This window comes from Shewanella sp. NFH-SH190041, assembly GCF_024363255.1.
GTDB lineage: Bacteria > Pseudomonadota > Gammaproteobacteria > Enterobacterales > Shewanellaceae > Shewanella.
On the sequence record NZ_AP026070.1, the window covers coordinates 1,617,963 to 1,637,581 of the forward strand.

The 19,619-nt window shown below is 46.8% G+C and carries 17 protein-coding genes; 13 read left to right on the forward strand and 4 right to left on the reverse strand.

The features are described from left to right. Nucleotides 1-6: 6 nt before the first annotated feature. Nucleotides 7-984, reverse strand: a complete 978-nt coding sequence (gene dusC, locus NFHSH190041_RS07120) for a tRNA dihydrouridine(16) synthase DusC (RefSeq protein WP_261924560.1) — start codon at nt 982-984, stop codon at nt 7-9. 252 nt (nt 985-1,236) lie between these two features. On the opposite strand from dusC, the gene NFHSH190041_RS07125 reads away from it, so the two are divergent. The 4 genes from NFHSH190041_RS07125 (at nt 1,237) to NFHSH190041_RS07140 (ending at nt 4,165) form a co-directional block, all read left to right on the forward strand. Next, a complete protein-coding gene (locus NFHSH190041_RS07125; protein ID WP_261924561.1) occupies nt 1,237-1,668 on the forward strand; it encodes a hypothetical protein in 432 nt (143 codons plus the stop codon). A 208-nt stretch (nt 1,669-1,876) separates the two neighbouring features. After that, nucleotides 1,877-2,755, forward strand: coding sequence for a DUF692 domain-containing protein (locus NFHSH190041_RS07130; RefSeq protein ID WP_261924562.1), 879 nt, complete (start codon nt 1,877-1,879; stop codon nt 2,753-2,755). Continuing rightward, nucleotides 2,755-3,495 (forward strand): DUF2063 domain-containing protein, encoded by a 741-nt coding sequence (locus tag NFHSH190041_RS07135; RefSeq protein ID WP_261924563.1) that lies wholly within the window; start codon nt 2,755-2,757, stop codon nt 3,493-3,495. The genes NFHSH190041_RS07130 and NFHSH190041_RS07135 overlap by 1 nt, the downstream gene beginning before the upstream one ends. A gap of 301 nt (nt 3,496-3,796) precedes the next feature. After that, the gene (locus NFHSH190041_RS07140) at nt 3,797-4,165 is read left to right on the forward strand and encodes a YbaN family protein (protein ID WP_261924564.1); all 369 of its coding nucleotides are present in this window, start codon (nt 3,797-3,799) and stop codon (nt 4,163-4,165) included. Nucleotides 4,166-4,203: 38 nt separating this feature from the next. Here NFHSH190041_RS07140 and NFHSH190041_RS07145 read toward each other — a convergent pair whose 3' ends face one another. Next, nucleotides 4,204-5,088 carry an IS1595 family transposase gene (locus NFHSH190041_RS07145; RefSeq protein ID WP_261925010.1) on the reverse strand — a complete coding sequence of 295 codons (885 nt, stop codon included), beginning with the start codon at nt 5,086-5,088 and terminating at the stop codon, nt 4,204-4,206. A gap of 211 nt (nt 5,089-5,299) precedes the next feature. On the opposite strand from NFHSH190041_RS07145, the gene NFHSH190041_RS07150 reads away from it, so the two are divergent. The 9 genes from NFHSH190041_RS07150 to NFHSH190041_RS07190 all read left to right on the forward strand — a co-directional run bounded on the left by NFHSH190041_RS07150 (nt 5,300) and on the right by NFHSH190041_RS07190 (nt 16,380). Beyond that, nucleotides 5,300-5,695, forward strand: a complete 396-nt coding sequence (locus tag NFHSH190041_RS07150; RefSeq protein ID WP_261924565.1) for a PleD family two-component system response regulator — start codon at nt 5,300-5,302, stop codon at nt 5,693-5,695. 160 nt (nt 5,696-5,855) lie between these two features. Continuing rightward, the gene (gene apt, locus NFHSH190041_RS07155; protein ID WP_261924566.1) at nt 5,856-6,407 is read left to right on the forward strand and encodes an adenine phosphoribosyltransferase; all 552 of its coding nucleotides are present in this window, start codon (nt 5,856-5,858) and stop codon (nt 6,405-6,407) included. A 116-nt stretch (nt 6,408-6,523) separates the two neighbouring features. Then, nucleotides 6,524-9,832: a DNA polymerase III subunit gamma/tau gene (gene dnaX, locus NFHSH190041_RS07160; protein ID WP_261924567.1), complete on the forward strand. Its 3,309-nt coding sequence runs from the start codon at nt 6,524-6,526 to the stop codon at nt 9,830-9,832. A 91-nt stretch (nt 9,833-9,923) separates the two neighbouring features. Then, nucleotides 9,924-10,253 (forward strand): YbaB/EbfC family nucleoid-associated protein, encoded by a 330-nt coding sequence (locus NFHSH190041_RS07165; protein ID WP_261924568.1) that lies wholly within the window; start codon nt 9,924-9,926, stop codon nt 10,251-10,253. 12 nt (nt 10,254-10,265) lie between these two features. After that, complete coding sequence (gene recR, locus NFHSH190041_RS07170) at nt 10,266-10,865, forward strand: recombination mediator RecR (protein ID WP_261924569.1); 600 nt, start codon at nt 10,266-10,268, stop codon at nt 10,863-10,865. A 137-nt stretch (nt 10,866-11,002) separates the two neighbouring features. After that, nucleotides 11,003-12,916, forward strand: a complete 1,914-nt coding sequence (htpG, locus tag NFHSH190041_RS07175) for a molecular chaperone HtpG (RefSeq protein ID WP_261924570.1) — start codon at nt 11,003-11,005, stop codon at nt 12,914-12,916. A 49-nt stretch (nt 12,917-12,965) separates the two neighbouring features. Further along, on the forward strand, nt 12,966-13,814 hold the full coding sequence (locus NFHSH190041_RS07180) for a tetratricopeptide repeat protein (RefSeq protein ID WP_261924571.1): 849 nt from the start codon (nt 12,966-12,968) through the stop codon (nt 13,812-13,814). Nucleotides 13,815-13,957: 143 nt separating this feature from the next. Beyond that, nucleotides 13,958-14,602 (forward strand): adenylate kinase, encoded by a 645-nt coding sequence (adk, locus tag NFHSH190041_RS07185; protein ID WP_261924572.1) that lies wholly within the window; start codon nt 13,958-13,960, stop codon nt 14,600-14,602. A 473-nt stretch (nt 14,603-15,075) separates the two neighbouring features. After that, nucleotides 15,076-16,380 (forward strand): inosine/guanosine kinase, encoded by a 1,305-nt coding sequence (locus tag NFHSH190041_RS07190; protein WP_261924573.1) that lies wholly within the window; start codon nt 15,076-15,078, stop codon nt 16,378-16,380. A gap of 80 nt (nt 16,381-16,460) precedes the next feature. Here NFHSH190041_RS07190 and NFHSH190041_RS07195 read toward each other — a convergent pair whose 3' ends face one another. Continuing rightward, the gene (locus NFHSH190041_RS07195) at nt 16,461-17,774 is read right to left on the reverse strand and encodes a dicarboxylate/amino acid:cation symporter (RefSeq protein ID WP_261924574.1); all 1,314 of its coding nucleotides are present in this window, start codon (nt 17,772-17,774) and stop codon (nt 16,461-16,463) included. Between the two features lie 476 nt (nt 17,775-18,250). Next, a complete protein-coding gene (gene astB / locus NFHSH190041_RS07200) occupies nt 18,251-19,585 on the reverse strand; it encodes an N-succinylarginine dihydrolase (RefSeq protein ID WP_261924575.1) in 1,335 nt (444 codons plus the stop codon). Nucleotides 19,586-19,619 lie beyond the last annotated feature (34 nt).

Consider the following 19,619-nt stretch of genomic DNA (forward strand, 5'->3'; position numbering starts at 1 on the left):
AGTTAATTAATATTTGTTTTTAGGGCTATTGTTGGTATGTAAAGATTCCATGGCTTGATTAAGGCACTGAACAATACTGTCAGTATCTTTAAATACCCGCAGTTCACGGAATAACTGATCAGCTTGTGGATATTGCCGGTTTAAATAACTGAACCATTGCTTAATTCGTGCTGGGTAATAGCAACTTTTGCGGCTACTTAATTCCCGTTGGCTGTAATTAAGCATCAGCTGTAGTGTTTGTTCCCAACTGTAGGGGACCTCACCGGTTTTAATACTGGCGGCTAGATTAGGCAGCGAAATGGCGCCGCGACCAATCATTACCGTGTCACAGCCGGTAACGTCAATACAGCGCTGGGCATCCTCAGCTGACCATATTTCGCCATTAGCAATGACAGGGATCGACAGCCGTTGGCGAATATGTGCAATATATTCCCAGTATGCTGGGGGTTTATAGCCGTCGACTTTGCTGCGAGCGTGAACGGCGATTTCATTAGCTCCGCCCTGAGCGACTGCATCAGCAATTTCCAAATAAGCGGATTTATCCTCATAACCCAAGCGTACTTTAGCCGTGACTGGGTGCTGTGGGCTGACAGCCTCACGCATAGCTTTAACGATTTTATAAATTTGCTCAGGATACTGCAGTAATGCGGCGCCGCCTTTACTGCGATTAACTAACTTGGCAGGACAGCCAAAGTTAATGTCAATTCCATGGGAACCGAGTTCTACAGCTCTGTGGGCATTGATCGCCAGCATGTCGGGATCCTGACCCAATAACTGCACTCTGACAGGAGTGCCAGATGGTGTATATCCAGCATTAGCCAGTTCAGGACAGAGTCGGTAAAACACTTTATCTGGCAGGGGCATATCCACGACCCGGACAAATTCGGTCACCAGTAAATCAAAGTCATTGATGCTGGAGAGAATATCTCGCATTAAATCATCAACAACGCCTTCCATCGGCGCCAGTATTACCTTGGGAGTCATAGAGCGGTTCAGTTTCCTGCAGTTAAAGGGCGAGCATTCTACCTTATCGACTCGAGCGGACAAAGTGCTGTCGGGCTTTCTGCATTTTTCGCAGCGTTGTTTTGACTGTTATTTTTCCTTATACGGTGATTGTTATTTAAAAGTGTTATTTGTGAAATTTATTTTGTGCGCTATGGGTCTGTTATGGGGAAGTCGGCCTGTCTCACATGTCGGCCATAAGAAGATCAAATCACCTTAATGAAGGAAAAACCTATGAGTTCAGTAAAGAAAACGGCTGTAGCAGCAGCCCTAGGTGCTGTAGTAGCAGGCTCTGTTTATGCCGGTGAAGTCCAGGCCAATCCTTTCGGTTTTGAACAGCTTTCGGCCGGGTATCAACTAGCAGCTGCAGAAGGTAAGTGTGGTGAGGGGAAATGCGGCGAAGGTAAGTGTGGCGGCAAAAAATCCCATCAGGAAGGTAAATGCGGTGAAGGGAAATGTGGTGGCAGTAAAGCCATGTCCGAAGGTAAATGTGGTGAGGGTAAATGTGGTGGCCACAGTAAAGCAAAAGAAGGTAAGTGTGGTGAAGGGAAATGCGGCGGCAGCAGCAAAGCGAAAGAAGGCAAATGCGGTGAGGGTAAGTGCGGCGGTATGAAAAAATCCCGTGAAGGTAAGTGTGGTGAAGGTAAGTGCGGTGGCGATCACTAGTTGCTTGCCCATAAGCAAGATGCCGCTGACAGCTGATGCTGTCACGGCACTAGGCGGTTGCATTGTTTGTGCTAGCAATCTAAGTAGATGGTGTTATCCGGTGCTCTGTTGCAGAGCTGTGATGGGGTTAATGCCTAGCTCCAGAGCATTTAAGTTTTAAGTTGTCACTATCTGTGGTGATGCCGTTATGCCGCAATAAGGATCTTTTATGTCGACACAGACACTGTCAGTCCAAAGATTGTCAGAGCAAGAATTACCACAACAAGCGTTGGCGGGATTAGGTCTTAGGCGGGATATGCTCGATGGTTTGTTGCAGCAGGTTCCGGATGAAATCGATTTTTTTGAAATTGCCCCGGAAAATTGGATGACATTGGGAGGACGTTACGCTCGTCAGTTAAAGCAATTATCTGACGTTCACGCGTTTTTTGCCCATGGGTTATCTCTGTCAATCGGCGGACCCGCTCCGTTGGATATCAAGTTTGTGCAGCAGGTGAAAGATTTTTTGCAACGACACGGTATTCGTTATTACTCGGAACATTTAAGTTACTGCTCAGGCAAGGGGCATCTGTATGATTTGATGCCGATTCCGTTTACTGCAGAAGCAGTACACTATGTTTCACAGCGCGTAAAACAGGTGCAAGACATTCTTGAACAGCCTCTGATTTTGGAGAATGTTTCAGCTTACGCTATGCCCGGTGCTGAAATGAGTGAAGCGGAATTTATTCGAGCTGTATTGGCTGAATCAGGTAGTGAATTGCTGCTCGATATCAATAATATTTATGTTAACTCTGTTAATCATGGTTATGACGCGAGTGCTTTTTTACGCAGTATGCCGACGGATAAAATCCGTTATTTGCACATTGCGGGGCATTATGTTGAAGCTGAAGATTTGATTGTTGATACTCATGGTGCGGCGGTTGTTGATCCTGTTTGGCAGCTACTGGCGGAATGTTATCAATATCATGGTGTCTTCCCAACGTTGCTTGAGCGGGATTTTAATATTCCTCCCATGGCTGAACTCGTTGTTGAGCTGGAACAAATTCACGGCCTTCAACGTAATGCAATACCGATGAGTAGGAGGGCTTGATGGGGCTGGCGCAGTTACAACAGCAATTTATTGACCGGATTAAAGACCCAAACCAGCCTTTGCCGGCAGATACGGATGCTCGGCATATGCAGATTTATCAAGATCTGTTTTTTAATAATATGGAAGGTTTTGTTGCCTCAGCATTTCCAGTATTGAAAACTCTGTATCGAGAGGCGGAGTGGTTGGCGCTTATTCGGGATTTTTTTATTCACCACGATTGTTCTTCTCCTATTTTTGCGGATATAGCCGCAGAATTTCTCTCTTACCTCAATTCGCGAGGTGCCACATTACAGCAACAGCGACCATTTATTTTGGAATTGGCACATTATGAACATCTGGAATTGGTTGTATCTATTGCTCAAGACGATGAGGGTTTATCAGTTACCCCATTATTGCAAGATAGCGATAATTTGGTGTTGGCACCCAGTGCAAAATTGGCGCAATACCATTTTGAAGTGCAGCGTATTTGTGTGGATTTCCAACCCCAAGAGGCGGCTCAATCCCCTCAGTTTTTTTGTGTTTATCGTGACTTAGCAGATGATGTGCAGTTTTTAGCTCTGGTACCTATGACTGCTATGGTGTTGGCGTATCTGGCTGATCATCCAGGGATGACATTGTCACAGATCCAACAATGGGCACTGACGCAGTTTGATTCGCTGCCTGATACAGTCATTAACCAAGGCATTGTGGATTTGCTCACTCAGTTGGCTCAAAAAGGCATTGTGCGTTGTCAAGGATAACGGGTTATTTATGTTGAGTTTTCCTGACATTTTTTGATTGTCATGTTAAAGTTGGATAAGAATAACAATAATTATCATGTGCAAAGGATGTCGCAATGAAAAATACTGAGTTCAAAGATCCCTTTAATTTTGTTTATTTGGGGCTGTTTTTGTTATCTCTCGTTATCCCTACTTTGCCCGCAAGTCTGACATGGTTAAAACTTTCAGGATTAATCTAATTAGCGTTGGCTTATTTATGTTTATACTGATAATCATTACGTTATCGACTTGGTTATCAGTTTAGGAATATGGATAGGAAGGCATGATCATTAAGCGCGGTTTGTTTTTATGCATCGGGTTGTTAAGTCTGTTTTTGGGGCTGTTGGGAATTGTGTTGCCGGTACTGCCGACTGTGCCTTTTATTCTGTTAGCCGCATTTTGTTTCGCGCGTTCTAGCCAGCGTCTTTATGATTGGTTGCATCAACATCCTTGGTTTGCTGACGGACTGAAAAACTGGGAAGAACAGCGCGCTTTGCGCCCTGGGTTAAAACGCCGAGCGATGCTGGTGAGTTTGGCCAGTTTCAGTTTGAGTATCATCGTGGTGCCGCTGTTTTGGGTGAAAGTGTTATTGCTGATTTGCTGTTGTTGCTTAATGCTGTATTTATGGCGTTTACCCGTGATCAATGAGTAAGTCGAGAGACAATTAATTTTCATGCCTATGCACTTTGCTCAGCATGAGTTCATAGGTGAATGAAAAATAGCTATATTTAACAGCCGCATAGGAATTTGTTTTTCTATTCTTCTGCGATTAAAACGATAAATGAACTCATTGAGGTATTCCTGTACATATTTTTTGGATATTCCGTGGAATGTGCCCTGAATAAATGTTTTCAGGTTGCTAATGGCGATATGTACCCACGGGAGCCACTCATCAACCAATTCTTTCGGCGTCACTCTGGCTTCGTGATGCTGGGTTTTATCAATGATAGTCAATGCACGTAGCCCATCTGAGCGAACATATTGATTGGGGAGAATATGCGCTTGCACAAATTGCTCGACACTTTGGTGGCTGATACGGTTAACAGCCTGCATGGCAATATAGCCGGCTCGTTCACCTTGGGTTTCAACGGCCACAATTATCGGTGTTTTCCCTGCCGCGCCTCGACCACGTTTACCTTTTTGTTTGCCGCCAACCAAGCAATCATCCAATTCTATGTTGCCAGATAACCAATACAGTCTGTCTCTGTGCCCCATTGCGATACGCAATTTTTTCAGTATCAACCTTGCCGTTCGCCAGTTAACTTCAATGAGCTTTTTGAGCCGTAATGCTGATATTCCGCCTTTGTCTGACCCTATAAAATAAATGGCCGTAAACCATTTAGACAGCGGGATATGCGTGCCGTGAAACAGCGTGTCAGATGTCACGGATGTTTGCTTATGGCACTGACAGCATTCATAAAGCTCACGGGTATGGATTTGATAGGCTTGACGATGACCACATTTAGGGCAGATAAATCCATCCGGCCATCGCTGCATTTTCAGGTAATCAAGACAGGCATTTTCTGAATGAAATTGACGTTGCCAATCTATAAAGCTCATTTCTGACATGTTCATCATAAAACCCTCCACAAGAAGCGATTTATGGTTCTATATTACGCCCAAACTGACCGAGGTGCATAGGCATGTTAATTTTTGTTAAATCCTTTTCATATCAATGGATTAAATTTGATGTTTACACTTGGTTAAACATCTCATTCTATTATCCCCATGAAATTGTGGTTCATTTCGTTTAGGATCGCCGCGCAATTTGGCAAGAGGCAAGGAAATGACCCACAGCATCCTTATCGTTGATGATAATTCCATCAGTCGTGAGAACCTTCAGCTTTTATTGAACCCGAGTGAATGGCAGGTCACATTGGCTGAAAATGGTATTCAAGCGCTGCAGCTGTGTGAACAACATCAGTATTCCGCTATCATTACTGGCTTTTTTATGCCGATTATTGACGGTCCGCATCTGGTTGGTTTACTGAGAGATAAACCCCAATACCAACACACCCCCATCATTATGCTCAGTACCCGGAGTGAACAAGAAGTGTCTGCTTCAATGGATATGACGCAATTGGCATTTTTTATGCGAAAGCCTCTTAGTGATGAGTTAAAGCGACAATTGTTAGCGGATCTGACAGCGGTTGTTGTTGCAACGGAAGGCAAAGCGGCTTAAGCTTGAGCCGGATTAAGATCCTCCCTCTGGAACTGTTTGATTAAATAGTCTTCAGTGAGCAGAGAATATAAGCAGTCCACCTTGGGTGGACTTTTTTGTTGTTTACGACCGGTTATTCCTTCACAGGTTGGACCGTAACTGGCGAATAAAGTATTTGATTATGGCTATGAACAGTGAAAGCTTAACCTTTATCAAGCAAAGCATTAAAACCATTCCGGATTACCCTAAAAAGGGCATTATGTTCCGTGATGTCACCAGCCTGTTAGAGGACGCCAAAGCTTATCAGGCAACGATTGCAGCCTTGGTTGCGCAATACAAAGATATGGGCTTTACCAAAGTGGTGGGTACTGAAGCCCGCGGCTTTTTATTCGGCGCGCCACTGGCATTAGAACTGGGTGTTGGATTTGTGCCTGTACGCAAGCCAGGCAAACTGCCTCGTGAAACCATCGCAGAAAGCTATGAGCTGGAATATGGACACGACACGCTGGAAATCCACAAAGATGCGATTTCTGCTGGTGACAAAGTGTTGGTAGTTGATGATCTGCTGGCTACCGGTGGCACCATTGAAGCAACCGTTAAATTGATCCGTGCTCTGGGCGGTGAAGTGAGTCACGGTGCATTTGTTATCTCTCTGCCTGAGCTGGGTGGCGAAGTCCGTCTGCAGCAACTGGGTCTAGAACTGTTCAAACTTTGCGAGTTTGACGGCGAATAATTCAGCGCCCCGAAAGCTCCCCGTAGTCGTGTTATAGCATGTGTTTTCATTGCATGTTATTGTGCCCTGATTACGAGGAGCTTGCTCCCGAAACTGATTAACTTTTGGGGAGTTTCATGTCATATCAGGTGTTAGCCAGAAAATGGCGCCCTGCCACTTTTGATCAGGTTGTTGGTCAATCCCATGTACTGCACGCACTGACCAATGCCCTCAGTCAGCAGCGTCTGCATCATGCTTACCTGTTTACCGGCACCCGCGGGGTGGGGAAAACCAGTCTTGCCCGTTTGTTTGCTAAGGGGCTTAATTGTGAGACTGGTGTTACGGCTCATCCCTGTGGCCAATGTGCCAGCTGTAAAGAGATCGCCCAAGGGCGATTTGTTGATCTTATTGAAGTGGATGCGGCATCACGTACCAAGGTAGATGATACCCGTGAACTGCTCGATAATGTGCAATATCGGCCGACTCGTGGACGCTTTAAAGTCTATTTGATCGATGAAGTGCATATGCTGTCCCGCTCCAGTTTTAATGCACTGCTCAAAACCCTCGAAGAGCCACCTGAACATGTGAAGTTCTTGCTGGCAACCACAGACCCGCAGAAATTACCCGTTACTGTGTTATCACGCTGTCTGCAGTTCAATTTGAAAAGCTTGAGTTTGGATGATATCAGTGGTCAGCTAGATCATGTTCTCAGTGCTGAGCAAGTCCCTTTTGAGGCATCAGCGCTAACGTTATTGGCCAAGGCAGCTAATGGGTCGATGCGTGATGCGCTGAGTTTAACCGATCAGGCCATTGCATTCGGAGCTGGTCAGGTTATGCATGAGCAAGTGCAGACAATGCTGGGCAGTATCGATGAACAACAGGTTTTGGTATTGCTGAATGCGCTGTTAACCGGGGATATTGCTAATCTCATGCAGTTAACGGCTCAGGCGCTCAGTTTTGGGGCGGATGCCGATGAGGTGTTACGCAGTTTGTTGGAGTTATTGCATCAAATAACCCTGACACAGTTCGCGCCAGCGGCGGCGCAGTTGTCATTGTACAGTGAGCAGATCACTGGTTTGGCACAGCAGCTAAAACCAGAACAGGTGCAATTGTATTACCAAATTTTGTTGACTGGCCGCAAAGATTTACCCCATGCAGCAGATCCTAAATCCGGTTTGGAAATGGCACTATTACGGGCGGTGGCATTTCTGCCTGAGCCGCCAGCGACACATTGGGATGGCAAGGGGGCTGCTTCGCCGGGAAAGGCTGAGCCTGCCGGTGGGACAACCGGTACTGCGATGCATACTGTTGCTAAAATGGCACCATCAGCATCACATCCTCAGCTAAGTAACACTATAGCGTCAGTCGATACTGAGCCAGTTAAGCCATCATCTACCGCTAGGAACATTGACACTGCGATACCAGAAGATGTGGCGATTGATGACGGTGTCACAGTTATGCCCGACACTTCATCTCCTGATGCTTTGACGCCCGAGCTTGCCTGTACTGATGCATTAGCATCAGCGGCATTGAATGTATCGGTACCCTCTGTGGAAGTTGCTTCAGTCGTGGCGAATACCGTTACAGATGAAGCCCGCGATACGACATATGGTGAAGTGCCTGAAGCAGTTAGCAGTGAAGCAATATCATCTGATAGTGCGGTATCTGTTGATGTGGCTGATGAGTTGGATGTGGATGCGATGGCTGCTGAGCAAGCGTTACTGCTCAGCCAAGCGCAGTCGATGGGCTATCAAAGTACCATAGCAGCCTTGCCCGATGAGTGTATTCCTGCGCAGCAAGAATATCAGTCCCAGATAACAGATAATCTGGTTGAGCAAGCAACGTCTTTCACATCTAGCTCGGATATTGCTGACACTACCGCTATACCTGCGACGAATATGCATCAGTTAAGTGGTGATAACAGTAAGTCTGAGTTGTCGGATAATCATCAGGCTGAACCGTCAGCGCAATTAGAGCAAGTTCAAGCGTCTGATGCTGTTTCCTCAGACGTTGCAGGCAATGAGCTGACCGATGAGTTGGTAATGTACCAGCAGTATGCTGATAGCCAAGTGGTTGATGAGTCTAGCTTACCGGATTTAAGTGGGCTGCAATTTGAGCCAACATCTCAGCCTCAGGCTGCTGTACCTTGGCAACATCAAGCCGAGGTTGCGCCTTTTGATGATGATTTGTTGGATGCTGTTTTGGCTGCGCGCAGTTCGCTACTAGCCGGTATTAGCAGTAATGAACCTGCTGAAGAGGAGCTGGTATTTAAGGCACCTGCCAGTAGGATTCAAGAGCAGAACACATCGGTTACACAAAAGGATGTTTGTGATGCTGAAGCATCAACTGCAACTGAGTCAGAAACTGTCGTGCCAGGTGTGCCTTTATCTACCGAAGATGTTGAGGTTAGTTCGGTTGATTTAGTCAATACTGCCGAAAATACATTAGACAAAATTGTGTCTGAAGAAGCTGCGTCACAACAAACGTCTATACCAGTTGATAATAATCAGTCAGCTAATCAGAGTGACATTGCCTCGTCAGCGTCAATGGATTTTTCTGATGGGGACGATGATGGTTACTTGGATTATTTGGCCGCCACATCAGCACCATCGTCGATGGATATGTCGGCAGATGATTATGCCGCTTATACCGCGCAGAGTGACTTAACCAGTAGCAATGATGCCATAAGTGAACAGCGTGCTGCCGCATCAGAGCGTGATGGTTCTGATGCTGACCGACCACCGTGGGAAGCGCCTTCTCAGGCAGTCATGGTTGAAAAGGCATCAAAATCTGCCAATGTTAGCTCAGTCTTGAAGCAGCAAAGCAAGCCGATAGACAGCGTAAAATCTGCACCAGTTGCTAATCTTGAACTTGGCAGTAATGCCCCCGGTGAACCCCGAGCTTTGCAACAAAGCGATAAAGTGGAAGTCAATGCAGAGGCCTTCCCAACGTTGGCATCATCAGTGGCTATCACGGGACACAGCTTAGATTTGCACTGGTATAAGCTGATGGCAGCCTTGAAAATTGGCGGGCGGGTGCGGCAATTAGCCGTGAATTCTGTCTGTCAGCAGTGGGGCGATGAAATAGTTTTATTGTTAAAACCAGATCAGAAACACTTAGCCGCGGCGGCTGCAGTTGCGCAGTTGCAGGATGCTTTAGTCGAAGCATTAGGACATGCTATTCGTGTTGAGATGGCTGTGGGTATGGACTCACAGCGAGAAACACCCCGGGAAGTGCGTACTCGCTTCCATCATGAATTACTGCAGCAAGCTAAGGCTCAGCTGTATAACGATGACAATATCCGGTGGCTGCACCAAGTGATGGGTGCCCAGTTAGATGACGATACCATTGCCTATCCGCCGGAGCTGCTAAGTCAACGTAGTCAACAAATTCCGGCGTTGCCAGCCGTGGATGAGATGAAAACGGAATCGGGCTCGGAAGGGTAAACTCGTAACATTGCTAATCTGGTTCAATTGAGTAAGATTAGCCAACTTTTAACGGTTGTCAGCAACCTGAAATATATAGAGAAGTGACATTATGTTTGGAAAAGGCGGAATGGGTAACCTGATGAAGCAGGCCCAGATGATGCAAGAAAAAATGGCCCGGATGCAGGAAGAAATTGCCCGCATGGAAATGACCGGTGAAGCCGGTGCTGGTCTGGTGAAAGTGACCATGACAGGTACACATAATGTACGTAAAGTGGAAATCGATCCTAGCCTGCTAGAAGACGATAAAGAGATGCTTGAAGATTTGATCGCCGCAGCCTGTAATGATGCTGCGCGTCGTATTGAAGAAAACCAGAAAACTAAAATGGCTGAAGTAACCGGCGGCATGCAATTGCCACCTGGTATGAAAATGCCATTCTAAGCAGGCGGATAGATGAAGTTTTCTCCGCTGGTTGATGAGCTGATCCAATCATTGCGAGTCTTGCCTGGCGTCGGGCCTAAATCGGCTCAGCGCATGGCGTTTCAATTGTTGGAGCGTGGTCGTCCTGCTGGTAAAGCCTTGGCCGATGTAATGGCCCGAGCGATGAGCGAGGTTGGGCATTGTCAGCGTTGTCGTACCTTTACCGAGCAGAGTCTTTGTCCTATCTGTGCCAGTGCTAAACGGGGTCACTCTGATGTGATCTGTGTGGTGGAAACACCGGCAGATGTTTTGGCTATTGAGGCTGGAGGGCATTTCTTCGGCCGATATTTTGTGTTGCTTGGTCATCTGTCACCGCTCGATGGTGTTGGGCCTGATGAGTTAGGGCTGGCGCTATTGGAAGAGCAATTAGCTGGCGGGGATGTCAGTGAATTGATTCTGGCAACGAATCCGACTGTGGAAGGTGATGCGACTGCTCACTATATTGCTGATATTGCGCGGCGGTACCAAGTTAACATTAGCCGTATTGCCCATGGGGTGCCTGTGGGTGGTGAGCTGGAATATGTAGACAGCACCACGCTGGCGCTGGCGTTTAATGGTCGACAGTCCCTTTGATATAAAAAACCCAGGCTTAGCCTGGTTTTTTTTATGCAATTGATACGCAAAATAAAAATTCCCCCTTGAAAAACCCATCCTTGTCCCCATCTTTGTTAGCAAGCTAGATTCATTGTGTCAAAACAAGGAAAAAATTCATGTCACATCAGGAAACTCATGGTTTTCAAACCGAAGTTAAGCAACTGCTGCATTTGATGATCCACTCTTTGTATTCCAACAAAGAAATCTTCCTGCGCGAGCTGGTCTCTAACGCGGCAGATGCGGCCGATAAACTGCGTTATATGGCGCTGACCAATGATGCCCTGTATGAAGGTGATGGCGAGCTGCGGGTTCGTATCACCACAGATAAAGAAAAAGGCACCATCACCATCAGTGATAACGGCATTGGTATGACCCGTGAAGGGGTGATTGAGCACTTGGGGACCATTGCTAAATCCGGTACCGCTGAATTTTTCAAAAATTTATCCGGCGACGCATCAAAAGACTCTCAGTTGATCGGTCAGTTTGGGGTTGGCTTTTATTCTGCATTTATTGTCGCGGATAAGGTGACTGTTCGTACCCGTGCTGCCGGCCATGCGCCTGATGAAGGGGTTAAATGGGAATCTGAAGGTGAAGGTAACTTCACGGTGGAAGATATCACCAAAACCAGCCGTGGTACTGAAATTACCCTGCATCTGCGGGATGATGAAAAAGAATTTGCCGATGATTGGCGTCTGCGCTCCATTATCACTAAATACTCAGACCATATCTCGATTCCGGTTGAAATGTGGGAAGAAGGCGCTGAAGAGCAGGATGGCCCAGATGGCGAGAAAATCCCTGCCACTGAAGGTCACTGGCAGGTGATGAACAAGGCGACAGCCCTGTGGATGCGGGCTAAATCAGAGGTCAGTGATGAAGAATACCAAGAATTCTACAAGCATATTTCCCATGATTTTGCTGATCCGCTGATCTGGAGCCATAACAAGGTAGAAGGTAAGCAGGAATATACCAGCTTGCTGTATATCCCAGCCAAAGCGCCATGGGATATGTGGAACCGTGACCGTAAACATGGTCTGAAGCTCTTTGTGCAGCGCGTGTTTATCATGGATGACGCAGAGCAGTTTATGCCTTCTTATCTGCGATTTGTCCAAGGACTTATCGATTCCAATGATCTGCCACTGAACGTGTCCCGTGAAATTTTGCAGGACAACAAGGTTACCCGTAATCTGCGTAGCGCACTGACCAAGCGGGTACTGGGTATGTTGGAAAAATTGGCTAAAGATGATGCGGAAAAATATCAGCAGTTCTGGACTGAATTCGGTTTGGTGCTGAAAGAAGGCCCTGCGGAGGATTTTGCCAATAAAGAACGGGTTGCCGGTTTGCTGCGCTTTGCCTCCACCCATAATGATTCTGCGGTGGAAAATGTTTCTCTGGATGATTACATCAGCCGGATGAAAGAAGGCCAGAAACATATCTATTATCTGGTTGCCGACAGCTATGCTGCTGCGGTTAACAGTCCATACCTTGAATTACTGCGCAAGAAAGGTGTGGAAGTGCTGCTGATGAGCGAGCGGATTGATGAATGGCTGGTTAATCACCTGACTGAATACCAAGGTAAACAGCTGCACAGTGTTAACCAGGGCGATCTGGATCTGGGTGAGTTGGAAGATGCTGCTGAGAAAGAAGAGCAGGAAAAACTGGCTAAAGATTCAGCATCACTGGTTGAGCGTTTCCAAGCTGCATTAGGCGATAAGGTAAAAGAAGTCAAAGTGACAACGCGTTTGACTGATACTCCAGCTTGTGTGGTGACGCAGGAAGGTGAAATGTCCGCTCAGATGATCAAACTGATGCAGGCAGCCGGTCAGGTAGTACCTGAGTCTAAACCGGTATTTGAGGTTAATCCACATCATCCGCTGGTGCAGCGATTGAATGATGAGCAGGATGAGCAAGCCTTTGCCGATTGGGCTAATTTGATCCTGCAGCAGGCGTTGTTGTCGGAAAAAGGCAGTCTGACCGATCCATCCAGCTTCATTAAATTGATGAACCAAATGTTGGTTGCTGGACTGAAATAATCAGGAAAAAGCGGGGCTGATAGTCCCGCTTTTTATATAAAGGGTTGTTATGGAAAATATTCTGGATTTAACCAAGCAAAATATTCAGGACGTGGTCAATGCCAGCATGGAGCAAGTCGTGGTACTGGCATTTTGGGCACAGCAGCAAGCTGACAGTCTGGATACGGTTCGTCAACTAGAACAGTTAAATCAGGGCCGTTTTATTCTGGCTCGAGTCAATTGTGAAACGGAGATGGAGATTGCCTCTTATTTCCGTATTCAGGCATTGCCAACGATTTTAGTGTTGAGCAAAGGTCAGCCAGTTGATGGGTTAGCCGGTCCTCAGGAAGCTGCTGCCTTATCCGCCATGCTGGAAAAGCATTTGCCTCCGGCTTGGCAGTTGAAATTGGATGCAGCCCGGGAAATTTTAGCCGCGGAGCCGGATCAGGCGGCACTGGCTGAAGCGATCAGTTTGTTGCTGCAGGCTCAGGCTGAGCACCACAGCGATGATATTGCGCTGGCATTGGCTGATGCCTATTTGCAAAGTCATGATTTGCCTGCGGCTAAAGCCATGCTGGCGACGGTTGGTTTGGCCGGACAAGATAGTTTTTATCAAAATCTGATGGCCAAATTGCATTTGGCTGAAGAAGCGGCGGATACGCCGGAGATCCGTGATCTACAGGAAAAATTTGCAGCAAATCCCGATGATATAGCGGTGCGCATTGCGTTGGCAAAAGCCCTCAATCAGGCCCATCGCGATGAAGAAGCCCTTGAGCTACTGTTTGAATTGCTACGTCGGGATTTGAGTGCTGGTAATGGTGATGTGAAACAAGCTTTTCTTGAATTGCTGACCGCCATGGGGCAAGGCAGTGTATTGGCTAATCAATTCCGCCGTCGGCTCTATTCTCTGTTGTATTGAGTTTATGCTTAAGTTGAGGTTATCAGGTGGTGACATGCGACGAGAGGCTTATGGCTGATGGAAAAAACCTTCTCTAACTCGGCCAGATATGCGAAGATCGCCGACCTGATGACAAAGCAATGCGAAACAAGAGGATTTCTGAAATGCGCATTATCCTATTGGGCGCCCCGGGTGCCGGTAAAGGTACTCAGGCTCAATTTATTATGGAGCACTTTGGTATTCCACAGATCTCAACCGGCGATATGCTGCGTGCCGCAGTAAAAGCGGGTACTGAGTTAGGTCTGGAAGCCAAAAAAGTGATGGACGCCGGTCAACTGGTTTCCGATGATCTGATCATCGGTCTGGTAAAAGAGCGTATTGCCCAGGACGATTGCGCCAAAGGTTTCCTGCTGGATGGTTTCCCACGCACCATTCCTCAGGCTGATGCTATGGTTGCTAACGGTATCGATATCGATCACGTGATTGAAATCGATGTACCGGATGAAGAGATCGTGAAGCGCATGAGCGGCCGCCGGGTTCACCCAGGTTCAGGTCGTACTTATCATGTGGTATTCAATCCACCAAAAACTGAAGGTGTGGATGATGTAACCGGTGAAGAGCTGGTGATCCGCCCTGATGATGAAGAAACCACTGTGCGTAAGCGTCTGGATATCTACCATGAGCAGACTAAGCCACTGGTTGATTACTATGGCAAGATGGCTGATAAGGGTACTACCCGTTACAGCAAGTTCGATGGTACACAATCTGTTGCCGATGTGACTGCTGCCGTGGTTGAAGCGCTGAAATAATTCGCGCCGACATGTAAAAGGCCTGCTAATGCAGGCTTTTTTTGTATCTGTTTTAGCGGTAATTGCGTTATCGAATATCAAGCATAGAGAAAATTGTTCCTATAAGAGCCATGTCAGCCCGTCGAGTACAGATGCAATTGATGATGATATTGCGGCGCTATAACAACACAATCTGGGGGCGAAAGAGTGTTATTTAACATTCTTGTTGTGCTCTCGGGATTGATATGATCAAGGTGTTTTGTTGAATTTGTGGGCAAACACGCTGTTTATCGGTAGGTTAGCCCCATGGCGGGACTTGATGACTGGTGCCGCATCATTTTTGTGGTAGAATCTTCCGCCACTTCGCCAGAGTAAAATGTCGGCAGTTTTAGGGCTGTCACGTGTGCATCTCTGGCCTAAACTAACAGTTTCAGGTGGCGGCAGGGGCTTGTCGCTATCCGCTATGCAGGGATGCCAGCAATAGAGAACCATTTATGAAGTTTCCCGGTCAGCGCAAATCAAAGCATTATTTCCCCGTTAAAAAACGTGATCCCCTGTTGGCTCAGCTGACCCAGCTGCCAGAGCCTTTTTCTACTTATATCAGTGGTATTGATCAAACTCTGGTTGATATTGAAGCCAAAGTTGAAGATGAGTTGCTGGCGCGTTACGGCCTGCCCAAAGGTAACTCGACATTGATCGATGATAAACAGGCCCATGCCCTGTATCAGGAATTGCAGCAACGAGAGCTTATCAGTGATGAGTTTGCCGGTGGTACCATTGGTAACACAGTGCACAACTATTCCATTCTGGCTGATGACAGATCGGTATTGTTTGGCGTGATGTCCAAAAATATTGAAGTTGGTAGCTATTCATACCGTTATCTGTGTCACACCTCATCCAAGGTGGATTTGAACTTCCTGCAGCCAGTCGATGGCCCGATTGGTCGTTGTTTTACCTTGATTTCTGACTGTGGTGAACGCACCTTTGCCATCAGTAAAGGCTTTATGGATAAGCTGACTCCGGAATACATTGATCGGGATGTGGTCCAAGGTGGCTCAGCGTTGGTGTTGACCGCTTATCTGATGCGCGCCAGCGATGGCGATGGTATTACTGATGCGGCCATGACGGCTATCAATTATGCCAAAGAAGCAGAAGTGCCTGTGGTACTGACCTTGGGAACTCGCTTCCTGATCGCGGAAGATCCTATCTGGTGGCAAGACTTTATTCGTGAGCATGTGACGATTCTGGCCATGAACGAAGATGAAGCCGAAGCCTTGACTGGTCATAAAGATCCATTGTTAGCTTGTCAGGCTGCGTTGGAGTGGTGCGATATGATCCTGTTAACGGCAGGTCCTGTTGGGCTATACACTGCAGGTTATACTGATGAGAGCGAAAAACGCACTACAGTTCATCCGTTGCTGCCTGGTGCTATTCCAGAATTTAATCGTTACGAATTCTCCCGTCCGAAGCTGAAGATTGACTGTGAGCAGCCCATTAAGGTGTATGCCCATATTTCTCCTTATATGGGGGGCCCAGAGCGGATCCGTAATACCAATGGTGCTGGTGATGGTGCGCTGTCTGCGCTGCTGCATGATTTGTCGGCCAATACTTTCCATAAGGCCAATGTGCCAGGGTCAAGTAAACATAAGCGTGATGGCCTGTGTTACTCCTCATTTTCACAGATTTGTAAATATGCTAACCGGGTTGCTTATGCGGTGCTAGCTCAGCACAGTCCGCGTTTGTCCCGTGGGCTGCCTGAGCGTGAAGACAGCTTGGAAGAGAGCTACTGGGAAAGATAATCCCATGTTTGCTGGATATTAAGATTGCAATACAAAAGGCGCCGATGGGCGCCTTTTTACTGATACCGCATCAGATTAGGCTATTGCCCTCTGTGCACCTCTTTATCAAAGCTGCCGCTGGTTTTCCCCGCTTTAGGATCAGTAAAGACATTTTCGTTAAACTCTCCTTCCGACTTGGCAATCACCAGGGTTGCAACTGTGTCACCTGTGACATTGACAGCCGTGCGCACCATATCCAGTAATCTGTCGACGCCAATGATCAGTGCAATGCCTTCTACCGGCAGACCGACTTGATTTAGCACCATTGCCAGCATAATCAGACCAACCCCAGGGACACCAGCTGTCCCGATAGAGGCTAAGGTGGCGGTGATGACCACGGTAATAAAATCAGTAATTGACAGCTCGATACCAAAGACTTGGGCGATAAATACCGTCGCAACCCCCTGCATAATAGCCGTACCGTCCATATTGATGGTGGCTCCCAATGGCAGCGTAAAGGAGGCAATCTTATTATCCGCTCCCAGTCTATGCTCAGCGGTTTCAATGGTGACAGGTAAGGTTGCATTGGAGCTGGCAGTACTAAAGGCAAATAGCTGCACATCACGCATTTTGCGAATAAAGGTGAAAGGGCTAAGGCCGGAAAATAGCTTTAACAGGGTGGGATACACAATAAAGGCATGCAGTAACAGTACGGCGAGCACCAAGAAGAAGTATTTTACGACGCTGCCGAAGGTTTCTAGCCCTAGCGTCAAAGCAAGCTTGGCCATTAGGGCAAAGACCCCGTAAGGAGCTAGCTGCATCACTAGGGTGACGACTCGCATAATGACTTCGTTGAGATCTTCAAACAGGGCAGCAACCCGCTTACCGCGATCGCCAATGTGAGCGATGGCAAAACCGAAGATAACTGCGAAAATAATGATTTGCAGCATATTGCCTTCCGTCATCGCCTGCAGTGGGTTGGTTGGCACAATATTGATTAGCACACTGGCAAGACTCGGTGCCTCTTTGGCACTGAAGCTCATATTTTCCGCCACTAAGGTGGCATTACCAGGATGGACAATCACGGCAGCTAAAATCGCGACCGTCAAGGCGATGGCTGTAGTAAATAGATAAAATGCCAGGGTTTTTCCGCCCAGCCGCCCCAGTTTTGTCGGCTCGCTTAAGGAGCAGGTACCGCAAACTAAAGAGACAAAGACTAATGGCACGACCAGCATTTTTAAGCTGGCAATAAAAATGGTGCCAATAACATGTAATACCCCTTCAGTGATGTATTCCTGGATAAATTCACTGGCGGGAAAGAGATTTCGTAGCAGTAAGCCAAGAATAATTCCGCCAGCCATTCCGGCCAGAATTTTGCTGGTCAGGCCAAACTTGCTTTGTTCAGACGTCTTCATAGTACATCCTGTTCAATATTTTTATTTTGTAGACAATTAGAGACTAACAAGAAAGCCGTTATATGAAAATGGCTTAATATATATGTGACGTTTTGAGTCTGTTACTGCTACAAAATCGCCTATGGGGGGATGAAAAATTTATTTACATTGACTAATGTGGTCATTATTTTAGCAATTGTGAAATGTTAAGCATTAAAAATGAATTTAAATTTCGTTATATATCAATTAGGTGTTTCAAAAGTAAATATCTAACTGATATTGCTGGTTCGTCAAACTAATAGATAATAATATTTTTAACTTAATTATCTATGATGCAGTTTGCATTAAATAAGATTAAGGCTAGATAAGGGCTACTAAAAATTGCATTCAATTCTTGGTAACCCTTCGAATGTGTGGGACTAGCTTAACTGTGTGCCATTGGGACAATATATACCGTATAAATCACGTATTCTGTTTTGTTGGTACTAGAAGACGATTCAGTTTTGCTGGAATGGGTAGATATTACCCAGTTGCATAATTTGGCTGAGCTCATCCAGAGCGGTGCGGGATTCGATAAGCAATTGGGGATCGGCAAGATCTGCAACCGTTAAACGGTCACGGTAGTGGCGGTCAATCCATTGCATCAGAGTGTGATAACGCTCTGTGGTTAACAGTGCTCCAGGATTTACCGCCGCTAGCTCTTGTTCACTCAGCTCTACTCTTAAACGTAGACAAGCCGGTCCACCACCATTTTGCATGCTTTGTTTCACATCCACATACTGTACAGCCCGAATAGGGGTATCGAGTTGCAATAGATGATCGAGATAGGCTTTTACCCCAGCATGTTGCTCGCAGTTGGTCGGTGCTATCAGCACCATGTTGTTATCGCTGAGGGTGAGTAGTTGGGTATTGAACAAATAAGTACTGATGGCATCGTTGACTGATATTGCATCTTGGGGAACTTCGATTAAATGCAGCTGTCCGTGCATTTTTTCTTGTAGTTTTTGCAAATCTGCCTGTTGATTTGCAAAGGCTTGTTGGTGATAAAACAGCACATTTTGGTTGCCCACGGCAATCACATCATTGTGAAAGACTCCTTGATCAATCACCGTTGGATTTTGCTGCATAAACAAAGTGTTATCTTGTGTTAGGCCGTGCAATCTGGCGACAGCTTGGCAAGCCTCCAATGTTTGTCTCGCCGGGTAGTGGCTGGGCACAGTATGGCTTTGGTTAGCTTGTTTGCCGTAGACAAAGAGTTCTACCCCAGTTTCACCGTAATGGTGGCACAGGCGGGTATGGTTTGCCGCGCCTTCATCACCAAAAAAGCTGTGTTCTGGTAGATGTTGATGATGAGTAAAAAATTGCTTATCGGCAAAAATGGCTTTAAGGATCCTACCGGTCTGGGCTGGTTCAATACTGCGGTGTAATCGATCGACCAAGTTAGCGGGTGTAAAGTGAACTTTACCATCGAGTGTGTCGGCACTGGGGGAAACGGTTGCGGCATTAGCCGTCCACATACAGGATGCGCTGCTGCAGCTGTTAAGTAATGTGGGAGCATCATGGGCAACTTGTTGTAGCACCATATTGTCGCTACCACTGAAACCAATACGACGCAGGGTGGTTATATCTGGGCGGTCGTGGGGGGGGAGTATGCCTTGGGTGAATCCCATATCAGCCAGTAGTTTGGCTTTTGCCAGTCCTTGCTGAGCGGCGGCTTTAGGATTTGATGGTTGGGCCGCATGTTGCTGTGAAGCAACATTGCCGAATGATAACCCGGCATAGTTGTGGGTCGGGCCGACTAAACCATCAAAATTGGCTTCTCTATATGTCATTGTCTTTCCTTAAACTGCGACATGAAAATTGTGC